20 protein-coding genes and 1 pseudogene are annotated in these 26250 nt (G+C 68.9%); 17 read left to right on the top strand and 4 right to left on the bottom strand.

Going from position 1 to position 26250, the window contains the following annotated elements; all coding sequences use genetic code 11:
• The first annotated feature begins 120 nt into the window (after positions 1-120).
• Genes ABZ656_RS05590 through ABZ656_RS05575 form a run of 4 tightly spaced genes read left to right on the top strand, consistent with a single transcriptional unit; the run spans position 121 to position 4069 of the window.
• Positions 121-1044 carry an ABC transporter permease gene (locus tag ABZ656_RS05590; RefSeq protein ID WP_101400486.1) on the top strand — a complete coding sequence of 308 codons (924 nt, stop codon included), beginning with the start codon at positions 121-123 and terminating at the stop codon, positions 1042-1044.
• Positions 1037-2023, top strand: coding sequence for an ABC transporter permease (locus ABZ656_RS05585; protein ID WP_360264847.1), 987 nt, complete (start codon positions 1037-1039; stop codon positions 2021-2023). Before ABZ656_RS05590 ends, ABZ656_RS05585 begins: the two co-directional genes overlap by 8 nt.
• 5 nt (positions 2024-2028) lie before the next feature.
• Positions 2029-3027, top strand: coding sequence for an ABC transporter ATP-binding protein (locus ABZ656_RS05580; RefSeq protein WP_360264844.1), 999 nt, complete (start codon positions 2029-2031; stop codon positions 3025-3027).
• On the top strand, positions 3020-4069 hold the full coding sequence (locus ABZ656_RS05575) for a dipeptide ABC transporter ATP-binding protein (protein WP_360264841.1): 1050 nt from the start codon (positions 3020-3022) through the stop codon (positions 4067-4069). Before ABZ656_RS05580 ends, ABZ656_RS05575 begins: the two co-directional genes overlap by 8 nt.
• A gap of 246 nt (positions 4070-4315) precedes the next feature.
• On the opposite strand, the gene ABZ656_RS05570 is transcribed toward ABZ656_RS05575, so the two are convergent.
• The gene (locus tag ABZ656_RS05570) at positions 4316-6445 is read right to left on the bottom strand and encodes a prolyl oligopeptidase family serine peptidase (RefSeq protein WP_360264838.1); all 2130 of its coding nucleotides are present in this window, start codon (positions 6443-6445) and stop codon (positions 4316-4318) included.
• 177 nt (positions 6446-6622) lie between these two features.
• On the opposite strand from ABZ656_RS05570, the gene ABZ656_RS05565 reads away from it, so the two are divergent.
• The 4 genes from ABZ656_RS05565 (at position 6623) to ABZ656_RS05550 (ending at position 13565) form a co-directional block, all read left to right on the top strand.
• Positions 6623-6817 (top strand): hypothetical protein, encoded by a 195-nt coding sequence (locus ABZ656_RS05565; RefSeq protein WP_054228237.1) that lies wholly within the window; start codon positions 6623-6625, stop codon positions 6815-6817.
• 123 nt (positions 6818-6940) lie between these two features.
• A complete protein-coding gene (locus tag ABZ656_RS05560; RefSeq protein ID WP_360264835.1) occupies positions 6941-10540 on the top strand; it encodes a DEAD/DEAH box helicase family protein in 3600 nt (1199 codons plus the stop codon).
• Between the two features lie 2 nt (positions 10541-10542).
• Entirely contained in the window at positions 10543-11973 is a 1431-nt protein-coding gene (locus tag ABZ656_RS05555; protein ID WP_360264949.1) for a restriction endonuclease subunit S, read from the top strand.
• Entirely contained in the window at positions 11970-13565 is a 1596-nt protein-coding gene (locus ABZ656_RS05550; protein ID WP_360264832.1) for a class I SAM-dependent DNA methyltransferase, read from the top strand. The genes ABZ656_RS05555 and ABZ656_RS05550 overlap by 4 nt, the downstream gene beginning before the upstream one ends.
• 12 nt (positions 13566-13577) lie before the next feature.
• On the opposite strand, the gene ABZ656_RS05545 is transcribed toward ABZ656_RS05550, so the two are convergent.
• Positions 13578-13787 carry a DUF397 domain-containing protein gene (locus tag ABZ656_RS05545; protein ID WP_360264829.1) on the bottom strand — a complete coding sequence of 70 codons (210 nt, stop codon included), beginning with the start codon at positions 13785-13787 and terminating at the stop codon, positions 13578-13580.
• Complete coding sequence (locus ABZ656_RS05540; protein ID WP_360264826.1) at positions 13784-14662, bottom strand: helix-turn-helix transcriptional regulator; 879 nt, start codon at positions 14660-14662, stop codon at positions 13784-13786. Before ABZ656_RS05540 ends, ABZ656_RS05545 begins: the two co-directional genes overlap by 4 nt.
• A 155-nt stretch (positions 14663-14817) precedes the next feature.
• Between ABZ656_RS05540 and ABZ656_RS05535 the strand changes: the two genes are divergently transcribed.
• Positions 14818-15303, top strand: a complete 486-nt coding sequence (locus ABZ656_RS05535; RefSeq protein ID WP_360264823.1) for an ATP-binding protein — start codon at positions 14818-14820, stop codon at positions 15301-15303.
• Positions 15304-15513: 210 nt separating this feature from the next.
• Positions 15514-19068, top strand: coding sequence for an AAA family ATPase (locus tag ABZ656_RS05530; protein ID WP_360264820.1), 3555 nt, complete (start codon positions 15514-15516; stop codon positions 19066-19068).
• An 8-nt stretch (positions 19069-19076) separates the two neighbouring features.
• Here the strand turns inward: ABZ656_RS05530 and ABZ656_RS05525 are convergent, their stop codons facing one another.
• Entirely contained in the window at positions 19077-19376 is a 300-nt protein-coding gene (locus ABZ656_RS05525; RefSeq protein ID WP_099499699.1) for an NIPSNAP family protein, read from the bottom strand.
• Positions 19377-19674: 298 nt separating this feature from the next.
• Between ABZ656_RS05525 and ABZ656_RS05520 the strand changes: the two are divergent.
• The 7 genes and pseudogenes from ABZ656_RS05520 (at position 19675) to ABZ656_RS05490 (ending at position 26060) form a co-directional block, all read left to right on the top strand.
• A pseudogene (locus tag ABZ656_RS05520) lies at positions 19675-20561 on the top strand (helix-turn-helix domain-containing protein).
• Between the two features lie 190 nt (positions 20562-20751).
• Positions 20752-21099 carry a hypothetical protein gene (locus ABZ656_RS05515; RefSeq protein ID WP_360264817.1) on the top strand — a complete coding sequence of 116 codons (348 nt, stop codon included), beginning with the start codon at positions 20752-20754 and terminating at the stop codon, positions 21097-21099.
• The gene (locus ABZ656_RS05510) at positions 21096-21353 is read left to right on the top strand and encodes a hypothetical protein (RefSeq protein ID WP_360264814.1); all 258 of its coding nucleotides are present in this window, start codon (positions 21096-21098) and stop codon (positions 21351-21353) included. Before ABZ656_RS05515 ends, ABZ656_RS05510 begins: the two co-directional genes overlap by 4 nt.
• Positions 21354-21515: 162 nt before the next feature.
• Positions 21516-22175 (top strand): hypothetical protein, encoded by a 660-nt coding sequence (locus tag ABZ656_RS05505; protein WP_360264811.1) that lies wholly within the window; start codon positions 21516-21518, stop codon positions 22173-22175.
• Between the two features lie 54 nt (positions 22176-22229).
• Positions 22230-23216: an N-acetyl-1-D-myo-inositol-2-amino-2-deoxy-alpha-D-glucopyranoside deacetylase gene (gene mshB, locus ABZ656_RS05500; protein WP_360264808.1), complete on the top strand. Its 987-nt coding sequence runs from the start codon at positions 22230-22232 to the stop codon at positions 23214-23216.
• Positions 23216-23635, top strand: a complete 420-nt coding sequence (locus ABZ656_RS05495) for a DUF6113 family protein (protein WP_360264805.1) — start codon at positions 23216-23218, stop codon at positions 23633-23635. The genes mshB and ABZ656_RS05495 overlap by 1 nt, the downstream gene beginning before the upstream one ends.
• A gap of 160 nt (positions 23636-23795) precedes the next feature.
• Positions 23796-26060: a hypothetical protein gene (locus tag ABZ656_RS05490; RefSeq protein WP_360264802.1), complete on the top strand. Its 2265-nt coding sequence runs from the start codon at positions 23796-23798 to the stop codon at positions 26058-26060.
• Positions 26061-26250 lie beyond the last annotated feature (190 nt).

Here is a 26250-nt window from a genome sequence, read left to right as displayed (position 1 = left end):
CCGCTCACCGGCACTGATCAAGCCCCGCCTCCTGAAATCACCTGATCCAAACGACAGGCCCTAGCGCCGGGTTGCTGAAGCGAACCCGGGCGTGGGCCCCGTACTACCTCCGGAGCCCTCATGGGACGGTATGTGATCCGGCGTCTGCTCCAGATGATCCCGGTCTTCATCGGCGCCACGCTCTTGATCTTCCTGATGGTGAACGTGATGGGCGACCCCATCGCGGGGCTGTGCGGCGAGCGGCAGTGCGACCCCGCCACCGCCGCCCAGCTGCGCAAGGAGTTCGGCCTCGACAAGCCGCTGTGGCAGCAATACCTCACGTACATGGGCAATGTCTTCACCGGCGACTTCGGCACCGCCTTCACCGGGCAGCCGGTCACCGAGCTGATGGCGACCTCCTTCCCCGTCACCATCCGGTTGACGATCGTCGCGATCCTCTTCGAGATCGTCATCGGCATCCTGCTGGGCGTCGTCACCGGGCTGCGCCGCGGCAGGCCCGTCGACACCGGTGTCCTGCTGCTCACCCTCGTCGTCATCTCGATCCCGACCTTCGTCACCGGATTGCTGCTGCAACTGCTGCTCGGTGTCGAGTGGGGCTGGATCAGGCCCTCGGTCTCCACGGACGCCGCCTTCGGCGAACTGATCGTGCCCGGACTGGTCCTCGCCTCCGTCTCCCTCGCCTACGTCACCCGGCTCACCCGGACCTCCATCGCCGAGAACAAACGGTCCGACTACGTCCGTACGGCCGTCGCCAAGGGCCTGCCCCGGCACCGGGTGATCACCAAGCACCTGCTGCGCAACTCGCTGATCCCGGTGGTCACCTTCATCGGCACGGACATCGGCGCGCTCATGGGCGGCGCGATCGTCACCGAGCGGATCTTCAACATCCACGGCGTCGGCTACCAGCTCTACCAGGGGATCGTGCGGCAGAACACCCAGACCGTGGTCGGCTTCGTGACCGTCCTCGTGCTCGTCTTCCTGGTCGCCAACCTGCTCGTCGACCTCCTCTACGCCGTACTCGACCCGAGGATCCGCTATGCCTGAGCAGCTGCCGCCCTACCAGCGGGACGGCGCCATCGCCGCGACCGGCGCGGGCGGCGCCATGGACCTCGCCACGAGCGAGGGCGCCACCCTGGAGCGGACGCCCGGCGGTCCTGAGGGCACGGGCCCTCAGGAGAAGCCCAGGAGCCTGTGGTCCGACGCCTGGCGCGATCTGCGGCGCAACCCCGTCTTCATCGTCTCCGGGCTCCTCATCCTCTTCCTGGTCGTCATCTCCCTGTGGCCCTCGCTGATCGCCACCCAGAACCCCCTCACGTGCGACCTCGCCAAGGCCCAGGAGGGCTCGCAGCCGGGGCACCCCTTCGGGTTCGACGGGCAGGGCTGCGACGTCTACACACGGGTGGTGTACGGGACTCGCGTCTCGATCAGCGTCGGCGTCTGCGCCACCCTCGGCGTCGCGATCCTCGGCTCGGTGCTCGGCGGGCTCGCCGGGTTCTTCGGCGGAGTGGGCGACTCGGTCCTGTCCCGGATCACCGACATCTTCTTCGCGATCCCCGTCGTCCTCGGCGGCCTGGTCCTCCTCTCCGTGGTGACCAGCAACACCATCTGGCCGGTCATCGGGTTCATGGTGCTGCTCGGCTGGCCCCAGATCTCCCGGATCGCGCGCGGCTCCGTCATCACCATCAAGCAGAACGACTACGTCCAGGCCGCCCGCGCCCTCGGCGCCTCGAACTCCCGGCTGATGCTCCGGCACATCACCCCCAACGCCGTCGCGCCGGTCATCGTCGTCGCCACCATCGCGCTCGGCACCTACATCGCGCTGGAGGCGACGCTCTCCTACCTCGGAGTGGGCCTGAAGCCCCCCACGGTCAGCTGGGGCATCGACATCTCCTCGGCTTCCGCCTACATCCGCACGGCCCCGCACATGCTGCTGTGGCCCGCCGGCGCCCTCGCGATCACCGTGCTCGCGTTCATCATGCTCGGCGACGCGGTGCGCGACGCCCTCGACCCGAAACTGAGGTGACGGCCGTGCTGCTCGAAGTACGCGATCTGCACGTGGAGTTCCGCACCCGGGACGGGGTCGCCAAGGCCGTCAACGGGGTCGACTACGGCGTGGACGAGGGCGAGACGCTCGCCGTCCTCGGCGAGTCCGGCTCGGGCAAGTCCGTCACCGCGCAGGCCGTTATGGGCATCCTCGACATGCCACCCGGGAGGATCACCGGCGGCGAGATCCTCTTCCAGGGGCGGGACCTGCTGAAGCTCAGGGAGGACGAGCGGCGCAAGGTCCGCGGCGCCGAGATGGCGATGATCTTCCAGGACGCGCTGTCCTCCCTCAACCCCGTGCTCAGCGTCGGCGACCAGCTCGGCGAGATGTTCACCGTGCACCGGGGGATGTCCCGCAAGGACGCCCGCGCCAAGGCGATCGAGCTGATGGACCGGGTGCGCATCCCGGCCGCCGCCGACCGGGTGCGCGACTATCCGCACCAGTTCTCCGGCGGTATGCGCCAGCGCATCATGATCGCCATGGCGCTGGCCCTGGAGCCCGCCCTGATCATCGCCGACGAGCCGACCACCGCCCTCGACGTGACCGTCCAGGCCCAGGTCATGGACCTGCTCGCCGAGTTGCAGCGCGAGCTCGCCATGGGGCTCATCCTCATCACCCACGACCTCGGCGTCGTCGCGGACGTCGCCGACCGGATCGCCGTCATGTACGCGGGCCGGATCGTCGAGTCCGCGCCGGTCCACGACATCTACAAGGCCCCCGCCCACCCGTACACCAAGGGCCTCCTGGAGTCGATCCCGCGCCTCGACCAGAAGGGCCAGGAGCTCTACGCGATCAAGGGCCTGCCGCCCAACCTGATGCACATCCCGCCCGGCTGCGCCTTCAACCCGCGCTGTCCGATGGCCCAGGACATCTGTCGCACCGAGGTGCCGCCGCTGTTCGAGGTGGACCGTGAAGGCGCGGACCAGGAGGCCGGGGCCCGCACCAGCGCCTGCTTCTTCTGGCGGGAGTGCCTCGATGGCTGAGGCGATTCTGGAGGTCAGCGGCCTGGTCAAGTACTACCCGCTGACGCGGGGGATCCTCTTCAAGAAGCAGATCGGCGCGGTCAGGGCCGTCGACGGAGTCGACTTCGAACTCACCGCGGGCGAGACCCTCGGCATCGTCGGCGAGTCCGGCTGCGGCAAGTCGACGGTCGCCAGGATGCTGGTCAACCTGGAGAAACCGACGGACGGGACGATCAAGTACAAGGGCGAGGACATCACCAAGCTGTCGGGCAAGGCGCTCAAGGCCGTACGCCGCAACATCCAGATGGTCTTCCAGGACCCGTACACCTCGCTCAACCCGCGCATGACCGTCGGCGACATCATCGGGGAGCCCTACGAGATCCACCCCGAGGTCGCGCCCAAGGGCGACCGCAGGAGACGCGTCCAGGACCTGCTGGACGTGGTCGGCCTCAACCCCGAGTACATCAACCGCTACCCGCACCAGTTCTCCGGCGGTCAGCGCCAACGCATCGGCATCGCAAGGGGGTTGGCGCTGCGCCCCGAGATCATCGTCGCCGACGAGCCCGTCTCCGCCCTCGACGTCTCGGTGCAGGCGCAGGTGATCAACCTGATGGAGCGGCTCCAGGACGAATTCGACCTGAGCTACGTCTTCATCGCGCACGACCTCTCCATCGTGCGGCACATCTCCGACCGGGTCGGCGTGATGTACCTCGGACGGATCGTGGAGACCGGCAGGGACGCCGAGATCTACGACCACCCGACGCACCCGTACACGCAGGCCCTGCTCTCCGCCGTGCCCGTACCCGACCCGGAGGCCCGCGAACGCCGGGAGCGGATCATCCTCGCCGGAGACGTGCCCTCCCCGGCGAACATCCCCTCCGGCTGCCGCTTCCGCACCCGCTGCTGGAAGGCCCAGGAGCGCTGCGCGCTGGAGGTGCCGCCGCTCGCGGTGCCCGCGGAGTTCCGCTTCGTGGTGGGCCCGGCCGCGCACGACTCGGCCTGTCACTTCGCGGAGGAGAAGCGGGTCGTACCGCCGGAGGAACCGCCCGAGCGGACGGCATAACCCCGCAAATGCTGACGAACTTCGTTAACACGCAGGCAACTTGGTCGAAGCGGCACCGATATACGGACGCGTCAAGGTAATCAGCGTACGGCCGTGCGGGTGCCGTAGATGGGCCGGGGCGCGCCATGTCGCCCCGGCCCGTCGCACCTTTTTGCGCCTAAACCGGCGCCGCTCTCGCGGACCTGGCTGATGTCTCGTCGGGGTTCCTCAATTGATGGTTGCGGTGCTCTGTGGAATTTTTTCCGCTCAGCCCAGTTTCAGAGCGCGCCGAAGGAAGTCCACCTGGAGCAGGAGCAGGTTCTCCGCGACCTGTTCCTGCGGGGTCATGTGGGTGACGCCCGACAGGGGCAGCACCTCGTGCGGGCGGCCCGCGGCCAGGAGCGCCGAGGAGAGCCGCAGGGCGTGCGCGACCACCACGTTGTCGTCCGCGAGGCCGTGCACGATCATCAGCGGACGGTGCGGCTCGGCGGGCGCGGACAGGCCGTCGTCCGTGATCAGCGAGCTCTTCGTGTACGCCTCCGGGGCCGCCGCCGGATCGCCGAGGTAGCGCTCCGTGTAGTGGGTGTCGTACAGCCGCCAGTCGGTGACCGGGGCGCCCGCGATGCCCGCGTGGAAGACGTCGGGGCGGCGCAGCACGGCGAGCCCCGCGAGCCAGCCGCCGAACGACCAGCCCCGGATCGCCACCCGGGACAGATCCAGCGGGAACCGCTCCGCCAGGCCGTGCAGCGCGTCGATCTGGTCGTCGAGGGTGAGCGTGAAGTCGTCGCGGACCGCCTTCTCCCAGGCGGGGGAGCGGCCGGGGGTGCCGCGGCCGTCGGCGACGACCACCGCGAAGCCCTGGTCGGCGAACCACTGCGAGGTGAGGTGCGCGTTGTGCGCGGCCAGCACCCGGGGGCCGTGCGGACCGCCGTAGGGGTCCATGAGGACGGGGAGGGGAGTGACACCGTCGTAGTCAGTAGGCATAAGCAGGGCGCATGAGATTTTCCGTGCGCCCCCCTCGGTGAGCGTCACGCGCGGGGACAGACCGGGATTTTCGGCATATGACGTGACAGTCGCCGCCCTCTTTCCGTCCCGCAGCACCTGCACCTGGGCGCCCGGGCGGTCCGGCACCGAGGAGACCAGCACGGTCACGCCCCCGCCGCGCACCGCCGCGTGCACGCCGGGTTCCTGGGAGAGGCGCTCGACACCGAGCTCGTTGACGCGGTAGACATGCACCTCGCCCGTCTCCGGGGCGGTGGCCGCCTCTCCGGCCGACGCCGAGACCAGCACGTCGTCGTCCGAGACGTCCAGCACCGCGCGCACATGCAACTGCGCTCCCGTGAACGGGCGTTCGCCGAAGGCCAGGACCCGTGCACCGCCCTCGTCGGCGATCCGTACGAGCTGTCCCGCAGGGCTCCAGCACGGCACGCCAGGGAAAAGATCAAGCCATTGTCGATCTTCGTCGGCGTGCACCATCCGGGTCGCCCCGGTGTCCGGGTCCACGGCCAGGAACAGCTGGCTGCGCTGGTCCCGCGCCTGCACCAGAATCAGCGGCGCGCCCGCCGCTGACCAGTGCACATGCGCCAGATACGGATAGTGCGCCCGGTCCCAGACCACCTCCGTACGCACCCCGTCGAGGCTGACCACGAAGAGCCTTACATCCGCATTGTCCGTTCCGGCGGCCGGGTAGCCGACCTGCTGTGGAGCGCGTTCCGGTTGTGCGGGATCGGAAATCCACCAGCGCCGGACGGGCGCGTCGTCGACCCGCGCGACCAGCAGCCGGTCCCCTTCCGGAGACCACCAGAAACCGCGCGAACGCCCCATCTCCTCGGCCGCGATGAACTCAGCCAATCCATAGGAAACCGTCCCCGAATCCGCCCCGGACTCCGGCTCCGCGAGCGCCCGGTCACCCTCCCCCTCGGCGCCGATGACCCGCAGGGCGCCCCCGCGGACGTACGCGACGAGCCGTCCGTCGGGCGAGGGGCGCGGGTCGATCACCGGTCCCGGGACCCGGAGTTCACGTGCCGTACCGGCCCGCAGCTCCGCCGTGAAAAGCCGCCCTGACAAGGCGAAAGAGGCCAGCTCGACCGCCGTGTCCGTGGCATAGCCGACGATCCCCGCGCCGCCCTCGCGACTGCGCTCGCGGCGTGCCCGCTCCGCTGCCGACAGGTGCTCGGTGGCGCCGCCGAGCAGCGCCCGCGGGTCGGCCGCGACGCGTTCCTGCCCCTCGGTCACATCGAGGACCCACAGCTGATTCGCCCGGTCCGTACCGGAGGAGGACCTCAGGAACACCACCCGGGAACCGTCCGGGGAGACGGTGAACGCGCGGGGCGCGCCGAGGGTGAAGCGCTGCGTCCGGGCGTACCGGCGGGGGAAGGAAAGAGGCTCGGTCGTCATGCCTTGACCATATTGGCCATGCGCCCCCTTGTGCGGCCGTGCGCCGATCGATGCGCGCGTATGGATAGTTATGATCACTGGCGGTGTGTGGGTATGAACCCGCTGGCCGCTGTATGGATTTACCGACCCCCATGTCCGACCCCCCCATGTCCCTGGGATCTTTGGAGGTGAGCCGCCGTGGCACTCTCGATTTCGGCGGTGGTGCTGCTGGCGATCATCGTCGTCATCCTGGTCAGGAAGTCCGGGTTGAAGGCCGGCCATGCGGTCGTATGTGTCCTGTTCGGCTTCTATCTCGCCTCTTCGACGATGGCCCCCACGATCAGCGACCTGACGACGAACGTCGCGGACATGATCGGCAGCTTCAAGTTCTGACGGGTGCCGACCGAGCTTGTGGAGCCGAACTCCGCCCACTGCCTGTCCTGTTCCGCTGCTTTGTACTGCCTGGCTCCGTAAACTTGGCGGATCCAGGACAAGTGAAGGCTGAGGCAGCGGCGCGTGGACGGACACAGTGCGGATGATCGGCTCCGGAAGCTGGCGAAGGCGTCCCCCAACTTCGGGCGCCTGTACGGGTACCAGCCCCTCCTGGCCATCTACGGCTCGCAGGCGGAGCTCACGGTTCTGACGAACCCCAACGCCGCCTACGTCAGCGCCGGGCAGTTCGGCGAGGTGCTGGCCGAGGAGTTCGTCACCCGTACCGGCACTCGGGTCGAGGGCACCAGCCAGTTCGACCGCCTCAACGCACTTACGCGGGCAGGCGTGCTGGTCGGCTGGAGCCGTGACGCCTTCGACAGGCTCCGCCGAGGCCGCAACGACGCCGCGCACAACCACCTGTTCGACACGACGAAGGCACTCGAAGCGCTGAAGTTGTGCTGGCAGTTGGGTGATCTCTTCGACCGGGCCATGGGCGGCACGCGGACCGTGGGCGCGTTCGTCCCGCCGACCCTTCCGGCCGACGTGCAGTCGGCCGACCCCGAGGAGATCACGGAGCTCCAGGAGGCACTGGAGGGGCACCGCCGCGCGCTGGCGGAGTCGCGCGTGAAGCTGTCCGAGACCAGCGATCGCCTCGAAGCGGCGCGGCGGGCCCGCGAAGAGGCCGAGGCCCTCATCGCCAGTGCGGAGCGGACCAAAACCGCGTATGCCGAACAGATCGAGGAGTTGCGGACGCAGGTCTCGGAACTGCGGACTGCCCACCAGCAGCAGTACGACCGAGAGCGTGTCCAGCCCCGCAAGGTCGCCTCCGCCGCCCGTGACGCCATCGTGGAGCGCGCGCAGCGCCCCGCGCCGCTCAACGAGGTGCAGGCGCGGAAGAAGATCGACGCGATGCTGTCCAAGGCGGGCTGGCTGATCCAGGCCAGGGCGGACGCCAACCCGCTGGCGGGCAAGGGCGTCGCCATCGAAGAGTTCACCCTGGCCACCGGCCGTGCCGACTACGTCCTCTACGTGGACGGGAAGATCGTCGGTGTCATCGAGGCGAAGCGTGAGGGAACCCCGCTCGCCGGAGCCCTCGCCCAGAACGAGCGGTACGCGGCGGGTGTGCTCAAGGAGCACGCGATGGCCGTGTGGCGCCGGGAGGAACCCTTCGCGTTCCGTTACGCGACCACGGGCACGGAGACGTACTTCGTCAACCGGGTCGACCCGCATGCCCGTTCCCGTGAGGTCTTCGCCTTCCACCGCCCCGAGACCCTCGCCGCGTGGATGAAGCGGGCCGACGAGGATCCGGAGACGCCCACCTTCAGGGCGGCGCTTCGTACGAACATGCCGCTCCTGGAGACGCACGGTCTGCGCATGGCTCAGGTCAAGGCGATCACGGGCCTGGAGGACTCTCTGGCCGGCGATCGGCCGCGCGCCCTCATCCAGATGGCGACGGGCGCCGGCAAGACCTTCACGGCCGTCACGGAGACGTATCGCCTGCTCCGTCACGCGGGCGCCCGCCGGGTCCTTTTCCTCGTCGACCGCAACAACCTCGGCCGCCAGGCGCACGCGGAGTTCGACAAGTACCGCACGCCGGACGAGAACCGGAAGCTCACCGACCTCTACAACGTCGACATGCTGGGCCGCAGCGGGCTCCAGGACACCTCGTCCGTCGTGATCTCGACGATCCAGCGGATGTACGCCCTCCTCAAGGGGGAGGCGATCGCGGACGAGCCGGAGACCGAGGACCGGGAAGACAGCGAGGGCACGACGGTCTCGACGCTGGACGAGAGCTACACGACGGATGAGCCGATCACGGTCGAGTACACCCCGGACGTCCCGATCGAGTCCTTCGACGTGATCGTGATCGACGAGTGCCACCGCTCCATCTACGGCCTGTGGCGGGGCGTCCTTGAGTACTTCGACGCCCACCTCGTCGGCCTCACGGCCACGCCCACCCGTCAGACCAAGGGGTTCTTCGACAACAACATGGTCTCGCAGTACACGTTCGAGCAGGCCGTGGCCGACGGCGTCAACGTCGACTTCGACATCGTGCGCCTCAACACCGACCTGCGGGAGGACGGCGGCGCGAAGATCGAAGCCGGTACGACCGTACGTATCCGCGACCGCCAGACACGCGCCCAGCGCTACGAGGAACTCGACGAGGACTTCGAGTACACCGTCGCGCAGCTCGGCCGCACGGTGATCACCGAGGACGAGATCCGGGCCGTACTGACGACGTACAAGAACAACTGGCAACGGTGGTTCCCGGGGCGTGCCGATCTCCCCAAGACTCTCGTCTTCGCGGCTGGCGACGATCACGCCGACGAGGTGCTCAAGCAGGTGAAGGAGGTCTTCGGGCGGGGCGACGAATTCGCGAAGAAGATCACGTACAGGTCGAGGGAGAACGGGGACGACCCCGACTCCCTCATCAACGACCTCCGTAATTCGCCGAGGCTGAGGGTCGCGGTGACGGTCGACATGATCGCGACTGGTACGGACGTGAAGCCGCTCGAATGTGTGATCTTCCTCCGGTCGATCAAGAGCCCGGTGCTCTTCGAGCAGATGAAGGGGCGGGGTGCCCGCTCCATCGACCCGGACGAACTGAAGGCGGTCACGCCGGAGGCGGCGCCGGACCTGACGAAGGACCGTTTCGTCCTGATCGACGCGGTGGGCGTCACCGACTCCCCGCTGGTGGACGCCCGGCCGCTGATCCCGGCGGGCGAGAAGGGCATCTCGCTGGCGAAGCTCCTCGACAAGGCCGGCACCCGGTCGTTGACGGCGGACGAGGCGGAGACGCTGGGACGCCGCCTGGCCCGTATCGACCGCCAGCTCGGCGACGAGGAGAGGGCGCTGCTGGCCCAGACGTCCGGAGGCGCCTCCCTGGCCGACCTCGCGCGCCGAATCGCCGACGCGGTCGACGTGGACACCCAGGACCGAGCCCGCCACGAGGGCGGCCCCGAGCTCGCGCGGAAGCTGGTCCAGGACGCGATAGCCCCGCTGACCGCCCGCCCGGAACTGCGCAAGCTGATCCTTGAGATCCGCCACCAGCAGGACCTCACGTACGACGAGACGACGGAGGTACGGGTCACCGAGCTGCGGGAGATACCGCGCGAGGAAAGGGCCCGCAAGGAGCTCGCCGAGTGGAACACGCTGCTCGAAAAGGAACAGCGGGACGAGAACGCGGCGATCCGTGTCGCGCTGGGAAGCGGCTCGAGCCGCTTCACCCCGAGCGAGGCCCGGGACGCTCTCAGGGAACTCTCGGGCAGGATCCGCGCCACGAACCGTTCCTGGACGACGGGTGTCCTGTGGGACCACTACGAGCAGCTCGGTAAGGCCGCGGCCAGCCCCGGTAAGGAGGCGGGCCTCGGCGATCTCGTGCGGCTCATCCGCTACGAGCTCGGCGCCGACGACGAGCTGCGTCCGTACCGTACGGTGGTCGAGGAGCGCTTCGAGGGCTGGCTGCTGCGGCAGCGGCAGGCGGGCGTGGAGTTCACCGAGGACCAGCTGTGGTGGCTGGACCGCATAAAGAACGCCATCGCCGCCGACGTCGGCATCGAGCCGGGAGACTTCGGCCACGCGCCTTTCTCCGAGCGTGGCGGAGGCCGGGGCTTCATGCAGGCGTTCGGGGATAAAGGCAAGGCGTTGGAACTGTTGGATGAGCTGAATCAGGAACTGGCTTGAGTGTGAGCGTGGATGGGGAGAGGGAACTTCCGGCGGGGTGGGCTTGGGCGACCTTGGAGGATGTTGCTCAGTGGGGGAGCGGGGGTACTCCCAAAGCCACCGAGCCCGCTTACTACGGCGGTAGAATCCCCTGGGTCGTCATCGGAGATTTGAATGATTCGGTGCTTGTCCGCACCGAGCAGACCATCTCCGAGGACGGGCTAAGTAGTAGCTCAGCGAAGTGGGTTCCGCAAGATTCCGTCCTTATTGCGATGTATGGTGCCTCGATCGGCAAGCTTGGATTGCCAAGCAAGCCGGTTACTACCAATCAGGCCATAGCTCACGCCCTCCCCTATCGCGAAGTTATGGATAGGAAGTATCTGTTCTGGTACCTGCGTAGTCAGCGCACTGATCTCATTGGGGCGGGTAAAGGCGGGGCTCAGCAAAACATCAGCCAGACAGTGCTGAAGTCCTGGCCCATCACTGTGCCGCCGCTCGCGGAACAGCGCCGTATTGTCGAGGTCCTCGAAGAGCAGCTTTCGCGGCTAGACTCGGGGATCGCGACCCTCCGGTTGGCCCGCAGACGCCTTGATGGCTTGCGGAAGAGGATCCTGGTGTCGTCAGTTCCGGATGAGCTGCCCGCTTCCTGGGAGATGGCGACAGTGGAAGAAGCGGGAACTCTCGAACTGGGACGTGCGCGGCATCCCGATTGGCATCACGGTCCCGACATGCGCCCATACTTGCGTGTAGCCAACGTCTTCGAGGACCGAATCGACACCTCCGATGTCATGGAGATGGACTTCTCCGGGGTCTGGGAGAGGTACCGGCTGGAGCCTGGCGATGTGCTACTCAACGAAGGTCAGAGTCCCCACCTCGTAGGGCGCCCGGCTATCTATCGAGGAGTGCCGGAGGATGTTGCTTTCACCAACAGCCTGCTTCGATTCAAGGCCGGTGATGGCGTCCTTCCAGAATGGGCTCTGCTCGTTTTTCGGCGACACCTGCACGCAAAGCGGTTCATGCGTGAGGTGCGTATTACTACGAATATCGCGCATCTCTCTGCAAAGCGCCTGAAGACGGTCGAGTTTCCTATCCCTCCCGTGGAGGTGCAGGAGCAGCGTGTCCAGCGCTGTGAGGAATTGCTGAGCGGCGTGGCTGCCATGGAGCAGGAGGTTAGCAACGGTGTGAGGCGTGCCAACGCCTTGCGAGCAGCCTTGCTGAACCGAGCCTTCCGCGGAGGCTTGGTCGCACAGCAGCCTGATGACGAACCCGCTTCCATGTTCCTGGCACGAATTGCTGCCGAGCGCGCCGCGCAGCCGAAGGCCAGGCGCTCCCGCAAAGCGACAGCCGAGAAACTAGCCAAGGCACCCGCCCCCCGAGCCGCACCGCCAGAGCTCCTCGCCCCCGAACCAACCGCCACCCCCGCCCTCGCCGTACAGCAGGAGTTCGACCTGTGACCGCCCCCGCAGACCCCCAGCAGCCCGCGACGGAGCCGACCGAGACGGCCAAGGTTGCCGCCCAGACCAACACCCTGGTCTCCAAGCTGTGGAACTACTGCAACGTCCTCCGCGACAACGGCATGTCCACCATCGAGTACGTCGAGCAGCTCTCTTACCTGCTCTTCCTCAAGATGGTCGACGAGATCGAGAACGACCCGTGGGACGGGCGCGACATGAGCGCGATCGTCCCCGCCGATTACAACTGGCAGTCCCTCGTGGGCAAGCGCGGCGCCGAGCTGGAGCAGCACTACCGCGACACCCTTGAACACCTGGGCCGCCACCCCAACACCACCATCGGCACGATCTTCGCCGACGCCCAGAACCGGATCACCAAGCCCGCCCTCCTGGAGAAGCTGGTTGTCGAACTGATCGGCCGGGAGGAGTGGACCGTCAAGGGGACGGACCTCAAGGGCGACGCCTACGAAGGGCTGCTCTCCAAGGGCGCCTCGGACACCAAGACCGGCGCTGGCCAGTACTTCACGCCCCGCGCGCTCATCGACGCCATGGTCGACGTCACCCGGCCCGGCCCCGACGACACCATCACGGACCCGGCCTGCGGTACTGGCGGTTTCCTGATCGCGGCCCACTCCTACATCCGCGACCACCACATGAAGAAGATGTCGCTGGACGAGCGAAAGGCGTACGATAGCGGCCGCAAGATCTGGGGCAACGAACTCGTCACCGGCACTGCCCGTCTCGCCGCGATGAACATGCTCCTTCACGGCATCGGCAAGAGCGACGGGCCCAGCCTCATCCACGTCGGCGATGCCCTAGCCGACAAGCCCAGTGGCAAGCACGCCACCCTCGTCCTCGCGAACCCTCCCTTCGGCCGCAAGTCCGCGATTACCGTGATCGGCCAGGACGGCGACGTCGAGAAGGAGGACATTCAGTACGACCGTGACGACTTCACCGCCACGACCACCAACAAGCAGCTGAACTTCCTCCAGCACATCATGTCGCTCACGGCAGTCGGAGGGCGCGCCGCTGTTGTCCTGCCAGACAACGTCCTCTTCGAGGGCGGCGCCGGTGAGAAGGTCCGCCGCAAGCTTCTCGATGAGTTCGACCTCCACACCATCCTGCGGCTGCCGACCGGCATCTTCTACGCGGGAGGTGTGAAGGCCAACGTCCTCTTCTTCAACAAGAAGTCCCCGCGCGCTGACGGCAAGCCGCACACAACCGAGACCTGGTTCTACGACTTCCGTACTGGCCAGCACTTTACGCTCAAGCAGCGCCCGCTCACGCGCGCCCACCTGGACGTTTTCGTGGCGGCGTACCGCTCCGGCGAGCCCACGTCGTCCCGCGTCGAGTCCGAGGACGAGAACGGCCCGTTCAGGAAGTTCAGCTACGAGGACCTGATCGCTCGCGACAAGGTCAACCTCGACATCACGTGGATGAAGGACCCGGCTCTTGACGATGCCGACAGCGGGCTGTCGCCTGAGGAGATCGCCGAGGAGATCGTACGCGACCTCCAGTCCGCCTTGATCGAGTTTACGGCCATCGCCCGTGCCCTGGGCGGCGAGGTTGACGTACCGGAGGCCGAGGTCGAGTAGCCGACCCGCCGGTCAGTCTTCGGACGCGTACGACACGAAGTCGGCCCATGCCCCCGGCGTAAGCGCGAGCTGGGGGCCGGCGGTGTTCTTGGAGTCGCGGACGTGCACCATGCCCGGAGTGGTGGCGATCTCGACGCAGGAATCGCCGTCGGGGCCACTGCTGTAGCTGCTCTTGAACCACTCCAGTGCGGAGGTGGGCCTGGCAGTGGACTTGTGGATCATGTTTCTCCCAGCAGTTGCTCGATGAGGGTCAGCGACTCCCCAGGCGGGAGAGCCTGGGCCCGGATGGTGCCGTACCGCAGCTCAAGGAGGCGCAGCTGCCTCAAGTCGGAGACCGGACGACCGTTGAATGCGCCGTCGGAACGTCCGACAGCCGTGCCGTCCTCGAACTTCAGCACTTCGATCCTGCCGCTCATACCAGGATGCGCTCCACTGTCCATGGGCATGATCTGAAGGGTGACGTTGTTCAACCGTCCCACCTCCAGCAGGCGTTCGAACTGCTGTCGCCGCACCATTGTGCCTCCAACCTTGCGGTGGAGCGTCGCCTCTTCCAGGACGAACCCGAGGGCGGGCGCGGGCGACCGGTCGAAGACGGACCGTCGAGCCACACGGGCGGCAACCCGGCGCTCCAAGTCTTCCGGTGAGTAGGCCGGCTGCCACGATTCCAACAGGGCTCGCGTGTGCTCCGGCGTCTGCAACAGACCGGCGATGTTGCTGCTTTCGTACACCCCGATTTCGACCGCCCTGGCCTCCATCTGCGCCAGATCCCGCACCTTCTTCGGGTACCGAACCCTCTTCACGTCCTCCTTCATCGCCGAGAGCAACCCACCCGCCCTTAACACCTCGTCGGCCTTGTCCAGATACTCGGGCTGGGGAATCCTCTTCCCGCCCTCGATCTTGTAAACCATGTCCTCGCCGTACCCGACCGCCTTCCCGAACTCGGCGGCCCGCATCCCCACTGCTTCTCTCCGCAGCTTCAGCTGCCGCCCGACGGTCGCGACGACCGCCACACCCCAGTCGTCGTCCGGGTCCACCTCCCAACCCGGCTCGTCCGCCTCGCCCTTGAGTCGACCCTCGTCACCGTCCACCTGCTGCATCGCGCGCCCCTCCGTCGTACCACCGTGCCTCAACGCCCCTTACCCGTACGACCGTTCCGGACTGGCCGGACACCACCGGACAACGTCCGGACAGTCACCGTACGCATCGGCTTCGTCACTGTTCACGGTATGCGCACGCCGCCACGCTGAGTGACGTGAATCAAGAAACAGCCGTCTCCGAGGTCCACCCCGTCACCCCCATCCGTAACTTCAGCGTGCTCCTGTCGCCGACGCCACGCGGTGCCCGCCTCGGCCGTCTTCTCGCCACCGAGCAACTCCGTACCTGGGGACTCCCCATGGACCGGGCAGCGCACATCGTCGCCGAACTGGCGGCCAACGCGGCGACGCACGGGCGTGTCCCGGGCCGCGACTTCCGGCTCACGCTCTACGTCGTCGCCGACACTCTCCGGATCGAGGTCACCGACACCCGCGGTGACTGTCTTCCGTACGCCCGGCACTCCGCCCCCGATGCCGAGTCCGGCCGGGGTCTCGTCCTCGTCGACGCCTTGGCCGACCGCTGGGGCTGGGCGCCGGGGCCGCCCCCGCGCAAGACGGTATGGGCCGAGCTGGACCTCGTACCGGAACCCGGCCGTCCGTGCTCCGGCGCGACGGGCGGTCTTTCCCAAGAAACACAAGGGTGAAAGAACCCGACCAAACCCCACCTCCCACCGAATGTCCCGTTGGACCTCCGCTCCGACCTACATGGCCGAAACCCGTACGCACCGTTGAATGCGCATGTGAAGCCTCGGAAGATGGGCATGAGCGGATGACGCGATGCCGGTCTGTCTTGGCCGGTGGGACGGGGGTTGAGCGGTGCTGGTGGGTGGCGGCGCGGTCGTGAGTGGTGACCGATGAGGAACCGTGTGCAGGTCGCGCTCCAGATCATGCTGGCGCTGGTCGCCTGCTTACTCGGGATCGCCACCAACTACGCGACCAGCACCGACAAGGTTCCCTGGGCACTGGAGGCGATTCAGCGGTTCTCCGTTCCGGCCATCGGCGTGCTGATCGTGGCGCTTGTGGCCGGGCAAGTCGTCGTCTACCGGCTGGAGCATCCCGCGCCGCCCCGGAGCGAGTGGCCGACGGAGCGGGTTCCATACCCGGGTCTCGACGCGTTCGACGAGGACGAGGCAGCTGTCTACTTCGGCCGGGAGGCACAGGCAGCCGAACTGACGCGCAGGCTGCACACCACAGCGACCCACCCCGCGGAACGGTTCCTGGTGCTGGTCGGGGCGTCCGGGAGCGGAAAGTCCTCGCTGGTCAGAGCCGGGGTGATGCCCAGGCTTCGGGAGCGCCGCTGGACTGTCGTGCCGGCCTTCGTCCCCGGCCCTAATCCGCTGGGTGCCCTCGCGGCAGCTCTGGCGGCCGCCGCCGATGGGCAGGAACCGGCGAGCGCCGTACTGCGCAGGCTGCGCCAGGGGCCGGAAGCCCTGCGAGCTGAGCTGTCGCGGCTGCGTGGCGGCCGGTTCCGGCGGATACTCCTCGTGGTCGACCAGTTCGAGGAGATCGTCACTCTGGCGGGAGAGCGTGAACGCGCCCAGTTCCTCGAAGCGCTGAGTACCTGCGTGGAGCGGGACCCGGCGGTCCGTGTACTGGTCACCCTCCGGGTGGACCTGCTCGGCAGGCTCCTCGGCATCGGGCAGGCGGAACTCCTTCAGCACCCTGTCGTCATCGGCACCTTGGGCAGAGCGCAGCTCGTCGAAGTCGTGGAGCGCCCCGGGGCCCTCGTCGGCCTGGGCTTCGAGCCCGGAGTCGTCGACTCCATCGTGAGCGAGACCGGGACGGACGACACGTTACCGCTGCTCGCCTACCTCCTCCAGGAGTTGTATTTCGCCTCCGGCCCCGGCGAGACGGTGACCGAGGAGCTGTACCGGCGGCTCGGCGGAGTACCCGGCGCGATCGCGCGCCAGGCGGACAACACCGTGACCGAGCTCGGTGCGGGCGTGGGCATTGACGCCGTCCTTCGCGTCCTGCTCAGGTTTGTCACCGTCGAGGGGCAGGAGGTGGCCCGCCGCCATGTGCCGCTGTCCGAACTCGACGAACGGGACCGCCATGTCGTCGATGCCTTCGTCGAGGCACGGCTGCTGCGCACTGACGTCACGGGCGACGGCTCCGTAGCCGGCGGCGAGCCGTTTACGCAGGTGACGCACGAGGCGCTGTTCCGCCAGTGGGCCCCGCTGCGGCAGGAGGTCGAGGCACGGGCCGAACGACTCCGCGAGCGCGCCGAACTGGAGCGGTGGGCGGCCGACTGGGAGCGGGCCGGACGCAGCGACGACTATCTCCTTACCGGCGAACGCCTCACGGCGGCCCGGCGCTGGTTGGAAGCCCTGGAAGAATCCGGGCAGGCGTCCACACCCACCCGCGCGCTCGTCGAGTCCTCGCAGCGCCGCGACCTGACCTTCCTGAGCCAGGTCTCCGACAGTATCGGCCGTCAAGTTCTGCTGAGCGCGGAGAGCGAACCGGAGCGTTCCCTGCTGCTCTCGCTCGCCGCGCTGGGCGAGTGCGCGCCCACGCCCTCGGCCCGGCGTGGGCTGATGGCGGCGCTGGCGGCGAGTCACCTCCGCTCCCGGCTCGACGGACACACGGACACTGTCCGGCACATCGCCTGGTCCCCTGACGGGCGCATGCTGGCCACGGCGTCCAGGGACGGCACGGGCCGCGTTTACGACGCGCCGTCCGGACGTCCCTTGCTGGTGCTGCCGTACGACGGCGTCATGGTGGAGTCCGTTGCCTGGTCGCCCGACTCGGCGAGGCTTGCGACCGCCGGCCGTGACCGTGTCGTACGGATCTGGGATGCCGTCTCGGGGGAGCCGGTCCATCTGCTCACCGGGGCCGGGGATCTCAACAGACAGGTGGCCTGGTCGCCGGACGGCCGATATGTCGCTGCAAGCTCCAAGGACCGGAACGTACGGGTCTGGGAGGCCGACACAGGGCGGCTCGTACACGAACTGCACGGACACGGCGAAGATGTGTGGGGCGTGGCGTGGTCGCCGGACGGTAGCTGCCTCGCCTCCGCCTCCCACGATCAGACCGCGATCGTCTGGGACCTGACGACAGGGACGGCGGCCACCACGCTCACCGGGCACTCGGACTTCGTCGAGGGCATCGCTTGGTCGCCGGACGGACGGCACATCGCCACCGGCTCCGGGGACCACACCGCCCGCATCTGGGACGCCGGGACCGGTGATCTGCGCCTGTTGCTGCGAGGGCACACCGACTACGTGTGGAACCTGGCCTGGTCGCCGGACGGACGGATGCTGGCCAGCGCCTCCTCCGACCACACAGTGCGCATCGTCGACACCGAGAACGCCAAGGTCCTGGCGGTGTTGCGCGGCCACGCGGACGGCGTGTGGGGGGTCTCCTGGTCACCCTGCGGAACGATGCTCGCCACCAGTTCCACCGACGGCACCGGCATGGTGTGGGACCTGCGTCCGCGTGGCGCCGAGGTCGTCATGGTCGACGGACACCGAGGCCCGGTGAACCAGGCCACGTGGTCCGGCGACGGCGGCCGTTTCGCCACGGCCTCGGATGACGGCACCGTACGGGTGTGGGACGCGGTCACCGGCGTTCCTGCCGGACCGGTGACCGAGGTGGGGGACCGGGTCTGGGGCGTCGCCTGGGCGCCGCAGGGGGAACGGCTCGCGTTCGGCAGCAACGACGGCCTGTTCCGGATCGCAGACGCGCATGGCGGCACGCTTTTCGAGCGACAGGGCGAGGTCGTCGAGGGGTGCGCGTGGTCTTCGAACGGCGGCCGGATCGCCACTGGTGGCCATGACGGCGTCGTGCGTGTCCTGTCCGTGCCGGACGGGACCGAGCTGTTGAAACTGACGGAGCATCAGGACTGGGTGGGGCGCGTGGCCTGGTCGCCGAGCGGACGGCGGCTCGCCAGTTGTTCCGACGACCGTACGTGCCGACTGTGGGACATCGGGGAGGGGCGACAGTTCACGGTGCTACGCGGCCACGACAACTACGTGGAGGACGCGGCCTGGTCCCCGGACGAGGCGAGGATCGCCACCGCTTCCGGCGACTGGACGGCCGCCGTGTGGGACATCCTCACCGGACGGCGCATCGAGGTGCTGAGGGGGCACGAAGGACGGCTTCGCGCGGTCGCCTGGTCACCGGACGGACGGCACATCGCCACGGGCGCCGACGACCGCACCGTACGGGTCTGGTCCGCCACCACCTTTGAGGAGATCGCCGTCGTCGGTGTGCACCAGGACAAGGTGACGTCTGTTGCCTGGTCCCCGGACGGCACACGGCTGCTCACGGGATCGGTCGACGGGACAGCGCGGGTATGGAGGGCGGAGCCCGACCACGACCGGCTGGAGGCGACCGCCCGCGGAAGGGTCTTCCGTACCCTCACTCACGAGGAACGGCGGCAGCATCTGCTGCCGCTCGACCCCGTGTGACCGTGTGATCAGTAGGCCGGTTCGACCGTGAGCTCTTCGGTGCGAACCAGGTAGTCGTCCGGGTTCAGGCTCATGGCCTCGCGTTCGGGCGACGACCAGTACAGCGCGTTGCGCTCGGCGAAGGTCTCCGGGCCGTCGTACGAGATCAGCCAGACGAACTGGTTGCTCTCGCGGTCCACCCAAGCTCCTCCGATCGTGAACCCCAACTCCAGCCGCAGTGGAACGATTTCGCCCCGCCACCGCTCCACCCACTCGTCGAGCAGGCCGTCCCGGACGGTGTACGTGCGCAGTTGTGTGGTCTTCGGCATGGCAGACATCCTCTCCGAGCGGCGCAGCCCAGTACCACCGGAACCCGGGCGCCCGTGCTCCGGTGCGACGGGCGGTCTTTTCCAAGAAACACAAGGGTGAAAGAACCCGACCAAGCCCCACCCCTCCCGCACGCCGTGCAAACTCACCCGCGCGGGTGAACATCACCAACTCGACTGGATTCGGGACCGGTTGCCTGGCCTACGCTCGGCGCAACACAACCGCAGACATGCGACGGCCCCCGCCGGGACGGCAATCCCAGTGCGAGGGCCTGACCACCGAGGAAGTTAGGGCTTCCTGATGGACACGAAAAACCTTAGCGTGCCCCCGCATGCCCAGTCCCGTATTGCGGGCGACAAACACCGGAAGGGGCCCCACTCCGGCGGCCTCACCCACGACAACACCCGCCACACCACCCGTTTCACGGTGATCGGCAACCACCTCGCCCAGCACCCGGAGCTTTCAGGACTCGCGATCGGGCTGGCCGTCTACATCCAGTCGCTCCCCACCGGCGCCCGCGTCGACATCAAGACCCTCGCCGCCGCTTCCCCGAGGGCCCCACCCGTATCGCCGCCGCCCTGCGCGAACTCGAAGCCCACGGCTACCTGCGCCGCGCCCGCGAGCGCGTCCCCGGCGTCCGGATCGTCACCCGCACGGTCTCCTGCAACCAGCCCGGACGCCGTACCGGCCACGGGGCCGCCCTCGAACCCGCCGCACGGTCCGCACGGCTTCCGCAGCCCACCCCAGGGCATCCAAGGACGCGTGCACCCCGCAAACCCCTCCCCGCAGTACCGCACCCCGCCTGCCCCGCCCCCGCCCTCCTCCAGGCCGCCGCCGACCTCCTCGCGGACCTGCGCCGCGACGACCCCCGCCTGCTCCTCTCCACCTGCGACAGCGCCCACCTCGCCCCGGGCGTCGCCGCCTGGCTGGAGCGCGACGTCAGCCCCACCGCCGTACGCCATGCACTCACCAGCGACCTGCCGCCCGAAGGGCTACGACGTCCGGCCGCCTTCCTGGCCCACCGCCTTGCCGCGCAGCTGCCACCGCCGCCCCCGTTTCGTGCGCCCGCCCCGCCATCGGCCGTCCGGCACCCGCTCCAGACCTGCGACGGATGTGAGCGCGCCTTCCGGGCCCCCGAGCCCGGTCACTGCCGCGACTGCCGGGTCGCGGTTCCAGGGGCTGCCTGACACACGCTTGTTCCGGTACTCAGACCTTCAGGTCACTGGCTTTGCGACACGAAAGGCTTCGGGCCCCGCCATGACCGGCTCCCCCCTGGTGGACAGAAACTCCGCCGACGCGCCTCCGGCCTCTTCCCGAGGCCGGCTCGGCTGCCGCCCCGGCTCGATACTCTGGCGGGGGCATTCCCAGGAGGACACGATGAGCACCCAGTCTGATCACGGACACGAGCTGATCCCCCGTCCCGAGCACACCCCTGACGCCCTGCGCGCGGCTCTCGCGGTCGTCGATCCGGGCCGCCTGGAAGAGATGCAGGCCAAGAAGGACGAGGCATTCGCCAAGGCGGTCGAGTGGCAGTCACTCAGCCCCGTGCAGAGCTGGGTCCTGACCTGGGCCAGAGACATCGAGATCGCCCGCCGCCCCGATCTGTCCGCCCGTTACTCCCACGCGAAGAGCCATCTGGAACACGAAGATCAGGCCACCGCGCAGGAAGCGCTCCGAGAACTGACCTCTGTCCTGGACGAGGCCATGAAGGCAGTCCGCGCGTGAGCTGGAAGTGGGAGTACGCCTTCGGGGCGGAGGAAGCCGCTCGTACTGCTCCGGCCGACTTTCTCGCGAAAGTCGAAAGAAAGGCGGACGAACTGGTCAGGGCAGCCGAAGCCTTCCACGTTCACGGCCGGGCCCACGAAGGGGGTGACCCGAAGGGCGGCGACATCATCGTCCCCGGCGGGATGTTCACGTACCAGGTCGTCGTGCGGAGCGAGCGCGTCTACGTCGTTCAGATCACGTATCTGGGTTTCTGAGCCGTCGGCTCATCGGCACCCCGGAGGAGTGCGATCCGGAAACGGACGGGCCGGAATCGGCCACCTTCATCCGAGGCCTGCTTTCCGGCTTGACTGGCCCCCGTCCGGCTCGGGAATCGTGATCGTAGCGATAGCGACGAAGAGTTAAAACGGGGGTTACGCGTGGCCATTCCCAGACCGCAGACGCGCCAGTTCGAGGCGTTCATGACGAACCTGACGTACGCCCGGCGCATGGTCGAAGCGGGTCGGATGCTCACTCCGTTCCGGTCACCCACGATCGACATCGACGACTTCTACCGGGCGGCCTGGGTGCAGGCGGTCGGGGCAATCGATCACTGGCTGCACGAGGAAGTGCTACGCCGAGTCGCGGAGCTGGCGGGCAAGGACAGCCCCGACATGCCGTACCAGCTGCGCACCTACGAACTGCCCCTGTACCGGGTCGAGGAGGTGCGCCGGGGCGACGTGGCACTGGCCGAAGCCGTTGTCGAACACCTGCGCGACAAGCTCGCGGGCCAGGCGCTTCAGCACCCCGGAAAGATTTCCGAGGTACTCAAGCTCGTGACGGAGAAGAAGGTCTGGTACGAGGCGGCGGGGCGGATCAACGACTGGTTCCAGGGCCGTACCACCCTGAACGAGAAAAAGCTTCGCAGTCGCTATCTGGAGATCACTCAGCGGCGCAACAAGATCGCCCACGACGCCGACCTGATCGACGGCGATCTCAAGCAGCGCCGTCCGATCGACGAGGCCGAGGTCACCGACGCGATCGACTGGATCGAGCGGATCGCGCTTGCCATCGCCTACGTGCTCGACGACGAGGGATGACAGGGGGCCGGGGGAGGGCGGACGGTGGGCCGGGCGCCTCGTAGGGTGGGTTCCATGACGGAACTGCCCGACCGGCGTCTGCTCCTGGTGCACGCGCATCCGGACGACGAGTCGATCAACAATGGCGCGACCATGGCCAGGTACACGGCCGAGGGCGCCCATGTGACGCTGGTGACCTGCACCCTCGGCGAGGAGGGCGAGGTCATCCCGCCCGAGCTGGCGCATCTCGCGCCCGACCGCGAGGGCGGGCTCGGCCCGCACCGGATCGGTGAGCTGGCCGCCGCCATGAAGGAGCTCGGGGTCACCGACCACCGCTTCCTCGGCGGTCCCGGGCGCTTCGGCGACTCCGGGATGATGGGCCTGGAGCAGAACCACCGCGCGGGCGCCTTCTGGTCCGTCGACGTCGACAAGGCCGCGGAGTACCTGGTCGAGGTGATCCGCGAGGTCCGCCCCCAGGTGCTCGTCACCTACGACCCCGACGGGGGCTACGGACACCCGGACCACATCCAGGCCCACCGCGTCGCCGTGCGCGCCGTCGAGCTGGCCGCTGACCCCGCCGTCCGCCCCGACCTCGGCGCGCCCTGGGAGATCACCAAGGTCTACTGGAACCGCGCCCCGCGCTCCGTCGTCGAGGAAGGCTTCCGACAGCTGCGCGAGGCTCTGCCCGGACTGCCGTTCGAGCGCTCCGCCGCCGTGGCCGACGTACCCGGCGTGGTCGACGACACGGTGGTCACCACCGCGATCGACGGGACCGCGTACGCCACCGCGAAGGCCGCCGCCATGCGGGCGCACGCCACCCAGATCGAGGTGGCCGAACCCTGGTTCGCGCTGTCGAACGCACTCGCACAACCGCTGTTCACCACCGAGTACTACGAGTTGGTGCGCGGGGAGCGCGCGGGACCCGGTCGTGAGACCGACCTCTTCGCGGGGACCGGGCAGGGTTCCGCGGGGACCGGGCAGGGTTCCACGGGGACCGAGCAGGGTTCCACGGGGATCGAGCAGAGATCCACGGGGACCGAGCAGGGAAAGGCGGACGCGTGATGAGCATGTCGGGACAGCGGGGGAGCGCGCTCGCCCAGCCGCTGCCAAGGCCGTCGGCCGGACGGATCGTGGCCCACCTGGGCCTGTTCCTGCTCGGCGCGGTGGTCGGGGCCGCCGGGACGCTGGTGCAAGCCGCCTGGTTCCCGGGCGGGTTGCTGCTCGCCCTGGCGGGCGCGGCCGGGCTCTTCCTGGGCGGATCGCGGGCGACCGGTTCCCGGGCCGGCGCCGTCGCGCCCGCCGTGGGCTGGATGATCGCGGTCGTCCTGCTCACCTCCACCCGCCCGGAAGGGGACTTCTTCTTCGGCGCGGGATTCGGTTCCTACCTCTTCCTGCTCGGCGGGATGGCCGTGGCTGTGATGTGCGCCACGCTCGGTCTGGGGCGGCAACCGCACGGCTCCGTCGTCCGACTTGGGAAGTGACGTACCACTTCGCCGTACCGGACAGGTGCGGGTCCCGTGCGAATTTCCTGGGCGGGCGAGGTTTGCGCGCCGAATGCGGCCAGTATGGTGGTGCGCGCCGCCGAGCTGCCCGAGATGAGGTCGAGTAAACGGGCGGCGGAGCCAACCGGGAGAACCTGCCTTGAGTCGTGAAACTGACAGTTCGTCCTCCGGGCCCAACGGGCGCGGTGGAGCCGCGTACCCGTCGGGGACGCCCCCCTACGGGACCCCCACGGTTTCCGAAAACGGTGCCGACGTGGGCCGTTCGGCCGGCGGCACCCCGCCGGAGGAGCGCAAGACCGAGACCACGCTGACGACACGGATCCGGATCAACATCCCCGGATCGCGGCCCATCCCGCCGGTCGTCGTGCGCACACCGGTCGGGGACACCGAGTCGCCCGCCGAGTCCGCCGGTTCCGCGGGAGCCCCGGCGGAGGCGCAGCGTGCCGTGAGTGCGCCCGTGGCAGCGTCCACGGCCACCGAGACCTCGGCCGAAGCCGCCGCCGCGGGCGGTGCTCCGGCCAAGGAGAAGACCAGCGACTGGTTCGCACCCCGCAAGTCCGGTGCGCCGGGCGGCGGTGCGGGCGGCGGGTCCACCAATGGCGCGGGCCTGCCCGGCGGTTCGGGACCCACAGGTCCCGGGGCGCCGCAGGGCGCGGGCGCGCCGGGCGGCAACGGCACCGGCGGTACGCGTCAGGGTGCCCCCGGTGGCGCGAACGGCGCCGGTCCCCTGGGCGGCGCGGGCGGTGCCCGGCCCGGCGGGGCGAACGCGCCCCGCCCGGGGAGCGGCGGTACGAACGGTGCCGGGCTGCCCGGTGCCACCGGCGCCGGACCCGTGGCCCCCGGTCACGGCGGCGGCACCGGTTCCTTCGACGTCTCCGCGGCGCTGGGCAACACGGCCTCGTTCCCGGCCATAGGAAGCGACGGCCCGGGCGGCCCCGGTGGCCCGGGTGGCCCCGCGGGGCCGGGTGGCGAACCGCGCCGTGACGACCTCCCGTACTTCGCGGAGAACTTCTCGGAGAACGGCCGGGGCGGTCCCGCGGGGCCGACCGGCGGTCCGGTCTCCGGTGACGGCCCGTTGGCGCCGCCGGTCGGCCCGGGCGTGGCTCCGGGCAGCCTGGCCGCGGGACCCGGTGGCCCCGGTGGCCCCGGTGGTCGTGGCGTCCCCGGCGGGCACGGCGCGGCCGGCCTCGGTACGGGATACCCCGGTGGCGGCCTCAGCGACGACACCGCGATCCTCACCCCGCAGAAGCCCGCGCCCGATCCGGGCGGCCAGGGCTACGGCGGCCCCGTGGACAACGTCTCCGGGCACACCCTGACCAGCGGCGTCCCCGTCGTGCCCGCCGCCCAGAACTCCCCGTTCGGGCCGGGCGCGCACACCGACGGACCGCTGCCGCACACCCCGCCGAAGACGCCCGAGCCGGCCCCGAAGCCCGCCGCCTCCTCGAAGAAGCCGGCGAAGAAGAAGGGCCGCAGCAAGCTGACGCTCCTGGGCGTCGGCGTGGTGTTCATCGCCGGTGCCGTCTACGGCGCTGGGCTGCTGATGAACCGCTCGGACGTCCCCAAGGGCACCACGGTGCTCGGCGTCGACATCGGCGGCGGCACCCGCGACGAGGCCGTCAAGAAGCTCGACGACGCCTTCGGGGCCCATATGAACAAGGCGCTCCAGCTGTCGGTGGACGGCACCACGGTCTCGCTCAAGCCGGACCAGGCCGGGCTCCAGTTCAACGCCCAGGACACGGTCCGCGCCGCCGCGGGCAGCGACTACAACCCGGTCTCCGTGATCGGCTCGCTGTTCGGTCAGCAGCGCGTCGTCGAGCCGGCGATGCCCGTCGACGCGGAGAAGCTGCAGGCCGCCCTGGAGCGCACCGCGGTCGGTTCCGGTTCGGTGAGCGACGGCACCATCAAGTTCGAGTCCGGCAAGGCTGTCGCCGTGTACGGCAAGGCGGGCAAGGGCATCGACGTGGCGGCCTCGACCCAGGCCGTCGAGGACGCGTACCGCGCCCAGGTCGAGACCGGCACCACCACCCCGGTGAAGGTCGCCACCACGACCCGTCAGCCGACCGTCTCGAACGCCGAGGTCGACCGGGAGATGAAGGAGTTCGCGGAGCCGGCGATGTCAGGCATCGTCATCGTTCAGACCGACGCGGTGCACAGCATCAAGTTCGGTCCCGTGTCACTGCCGAAGATCCTCGGCTTCAAGGCCGTCAACGGCAAGCTCGTGGAGACGTACGACCTCAAGGCGCTCAAGGAGGCGTACGGCACCACCTTCGACGGCGTGCAGATCCAGACCGCGGGCGGGAAGCGCGCTGTCACGCCGCAGGACGTCGTCACCGCACTGGGCAAGGTCCTGCGCGGCAAGACGGCGGCGGAGCGCGTCGGAGTCATCGCCACCAAAGCGAGCTGACCTCTGGTCGTCCAAAGCGAGCTGACCTCTGGTCGTCCAAGGCGAGCTGACCTCTGGTCGTCCAAGGCGAGCTGACCGCTGGTCGTCCGCATGAACGGAGCCCCTGCCCGCACCGGGCAGGGGCTCCGTCGTCGCAGCACGGGGACCCCCGGACCGCGCCGCTCGACATGACATCTGTCATCCGGCAGTC

Origin of the sequence: Streptomyces sp. NPDC007095, from assembly GCF_040634475.1 — a bacterium.
Classification (GTDB): Bacteria; Actinomycetota; Actinomycetes; order Streptomycetales; family Streptomycetaceae; genus Streptomyces.
Note: the sequence above shows the minus strand (reverse complement) of the source record. Positions and strands in the feature narration are given on the sequence as shown.

What these genes read in the sequence shown, in the direction of transcription:
- ABZ656_RS05590 (WP_101400486.1), top strand. Translation starts at nt 121, where the DNA reads ATGGGACGGTATGTGATCCGGCGTCTGCTCCAGATGATCCCGGTCTTC.
- ABZ656_RS05585 (WP_360264847.1), top strand. Translation starts at nt 1,037, where the DNA reads ATGCCTGAGCAGCTGCCGCCCTACCAGCGGGACGGCGCCATCGCCGCG.
- ABZ656_RS05575 (WP_360264841.1), top strand. Translation starts at nt 3,020, where the DNA reads ATGGCTGAGGCGATTCTGGAGGTCAGCGGCCTGGTCAAGTACTACCCG.
- ABZ656_RS05570 (WP_360264838.1), bottom strand. Translation starts at nt 6,445, where the DNA reads ATGACGACCGAGCCTCTTTCCTTCCCCCGCCGGTACGCCCGGACGCAG.
- ABZ656_RS05545 (WP_360264829.1), bottom strand. Translation starts at nt 13,787, where the DNA reads ATGATCCACAAGTCCACTGCCAGGCCCACCTCCGCACTGGAGTGGTTC.
- ABZ656_RS05540 (WP_360264826.1), bottom strand. Translation starts at nt 14,662, where the DNA reads ATGCAGCAGGTGGACGGTGACGAGGGTCGACTCAAGGGCGAGGCGGAC.
- ABZ656_RS05530 (WP_360264820.1), top strand. Translation starts at nt 15,514, where the DNA reads ATGAGGAACCGTGTGCAGGTCGCGCTCCAGATCATGCTGGCGCTGGTC.
- ABZ656_RS05525 (WP_099499699.1), bottom strand. Translation starts at nt 19,376, where the DNA reads ATGCCGAAGACCACACAACTGCGCACGTACACCGTCCGGGACGGCCTG.
- ABZ656_RS05515 (WP_360264817.1), top strand. Translation starts at nt 20,752, where the DNA reads ATGAGCACCCAGTCTGATCACGGACACGAGCTGATCCCCCGTCCCGAG.
- mshB (WP_360264808.1), top strand. Translation starts at nt 22,230, where the DNA reads ATGACGGAACTGCCCGACCGGCGTCTGCTCCTGGTGCACGCGCATCCG.
- ABZ656_RS05495 (WP_360264805.1), top strand. Translation starts at nt 23,216, where the DNA reads ATGAGCATGTCGGGACAGCGGGGGAGCGCGCTCGCCCAGCCGCTGCCA.